Genomic DNA, 1809 nt, shown 5'->3' with positions numbered 1-1809 from the left:
TCCCATCAACATTTGAAGCTTCAAATGAATAATACCAGCGGTTGCCTTTCTTTCTTACTGATCCTGCCATGATTTCACCTCCTTTTTATACATATTATTTATTAATCTTTGTTAAAATTTTTCTTCATTCTTTTAACCATTGTTATAATTAAATCGATATCATCTTCAGACATGTCAAGTAATTCGTTGAGTAAGATATTTGTTTTAGCAGAATATATATTTGATTTATTATCTGAACTGTCTGGTTTGAACCATTCTACAAACTCCTCATTTTCGTAATTGTACCTTATGAATTCGGATTTGTCGTGATTTTCCTTAAATGCTATTAAGCTAGTACTTAAATCAAGAGTTATTGTTCTAATATTATTAGGATGCATTTTGAAGTTATATCTTTTGCCATTGTATAACTCAAGATATCCATAACCATTAGAATCTACTCCGATCTGTACAAAAATCATACAAGCTAATTCATATAATTCAATATCAGTTAATTTAATATTATGAATAAATTTATTAAACAATTCTATAGCATAGGATTTTATTTTTTTGTTCAATTCATCTGAATTATCTGACTTGAGATAAATTACTGCATTGTTAATAAGAGATATTTTATCTGGATGATTCAATGAGTTTTCCATAGTAGCAACATATATGGAATTAACATACTCCTTATGATTTTTAAAAGGATATATACCTATCAGATAGTCTAGAGAACAGTTGAGTGTTTCGGATATTTTGATTTTCACTTCATCACTTGGAATTCTTTTTCCACTTTCATATTGAGATAAGGTTGCATTGTTGATATTTAGTAATTCGGCTAATTCGAGTTGATTATAGCCAGCATTCTCTCTGAGTTCTTTCAATCTTTTTCCTAAAACGTTGTTTTTCATATTAACCTCTATTCTACTTTATGTAACTATTTTATTACTAAATTTTCAGTTTGTAAATCATAATTTTTCTAAATGTTAAAATAAATATCAAAATTTGCTAAATGTTAAAATAACCATTGACTTTAGCAAATTGTTAAACTACAATGGTCTTAAGATTAACACATAGCAAAATGAAGGGAGGGAGGAAATTTGAGTAATAAATTGAAAGAATTACGGAATGAGAAAGGATATACACAAGGCTATATGGCGAAAAAAGCTGGTATATCGATACCTACATATTGTTTATATGAAACTAGGCAACGAGATATTCCATTAGACATTGCAGAATGCGTTGCCGAATTATTAAATGTGGATATAAATGATATTTTTTCACCTGTTAAATTAACGATTAGCAAAAAACAAAGTGATTGACATTTCAGTTAATTAAAATATAGAAGAGGGAGAATTAAATGGAAGATGTTTTATACACAGTAGATGAAGTATCAAAATTGTTGAAAACAAACCCTGCAACAGTCTATGAACTTATTAAAGCAGGAACTTTACCAGTTCTAAAGTTGGGAAGGTATAAGGTTAGAAAAATTGCACTTCTGCAATTTCTAAAGAAATTTGAAGGAAAAGATATCACGGATCCTTATGATGTCAAAGAACTAAAGAATGCTAGGATTACTGAAAAAGGGGGTAAAAATTGATGAATATGGAGAAAAGAAAAAAAGAGAAAAACTTGGAAATGTATATACGAAAGTGTGATAAACATGAAATAAAAAACAAACGACTTAAAAAAAGAAATAGCAAATCTAGGAAAGTTGAAAAACAATGCTTTGAAAAGGATTCTGACGGTACTAAATTAACAAAAGTTTCATATTTCAATATAAATGGAATAAGGATTCCAGTTTATAGAGCAAGTATTGGAGGATAAATA

General features: G+C 28.2%; 4 protein-coding genes. 3 read left to right on the top strand and 1 reads right to left on the bottom strand.

Features of this window, described 5'->3' with window-relative positions; translation table 11 throughout:
* Nucleotides 1-101: 101 nt before the first annotated feature.
* Nucleotides 102-890, bottom strand: a complete 789-nt coding sequence (locus AC3AX0_RS03595) for a helix-turn-helix domain-containing protein (protein WP_487548936.1) — start codon at nt 888-890, stop codon at nt 102-104.
* A gap of 189 nt (nt 891-1079) precedes the next feature.
* On the opposite strand from AC3AX0_RS03595, the gene AC3AX0_RS03590 reads away from it, so the two are divergent.
* The 3 genes from AC3AX0_RS03590 to AC3AX0_RS03580 are packed head-to-tail and all read left to right on the top strand — an operon-like array spanning nt 1080 to nt 1806.
* A complete protein-coding gene (locus tag AC3AX0_RS03590) occupies nt 1080-1301 on the top strand; it encodes a helix-turn-helix transcriptional regulator (protein WP_487548935.1) in 222 nt (73 codons plus the stop codon).
* Between the two features lie 38 nt (nt 1302-1339).
* Nucleotides 1340-1579: a helix-turn-helix domain-containing protein gene (locus tag AC3AX0_RS03585; protein ID WP_487548934.1), complete on the top strand. Its 240-nt coding sequence runs from the start codon at nt 1340-1342 to the stop codon at nt 1577-1579.
* Entirely contained in the window at nt 1579-1806 is a 228-nt protein-coding gene (locus AC3AX0_RS03580; RefSeq protein WP_487548933.1) for a hypothetical protein, read from the top strand. Before AC3AX0_RS03585 ends, AC3AX0_RS03580 begins: the two co-directional genes overlap by 1 nt.
* Nucleotides 1807-1809: the final 3 nt, after the last annotated feature.

This window comes from Dethiosulfatibacter sp. (assembly GCF_983023055.1).
Note: the sequence above shows the minus strand (reverse complement) of the source record. Positions and strands in the feature narration are given on the sequence as shown.

Bases quoted from the DNA above. Each gene is read 5' to 3' on its own strand.
- AC3AX0_RS03585 (WP_487548934.1), top strand. From the start codon at position 1,340: ATGGAAGATGTTTTATACACAGTAGATGAAGTATCAAAATTGTTGAAA.
- AC3AX0_RS03580 (WP_487548933.1), top strand. From the start codon at position 1,579: ATGAATATGGAGAAAAGAAAAAAAGAGAAAAACTTGGAAATGTATATA.
- AC3AX0_RS03595 (WP_487548936.1), bottom strand. From the start codon at position 890: ATGAAAAACAACGTTTTAGGAAAAAGATTGAAAGAACTCAGAGAGAAT.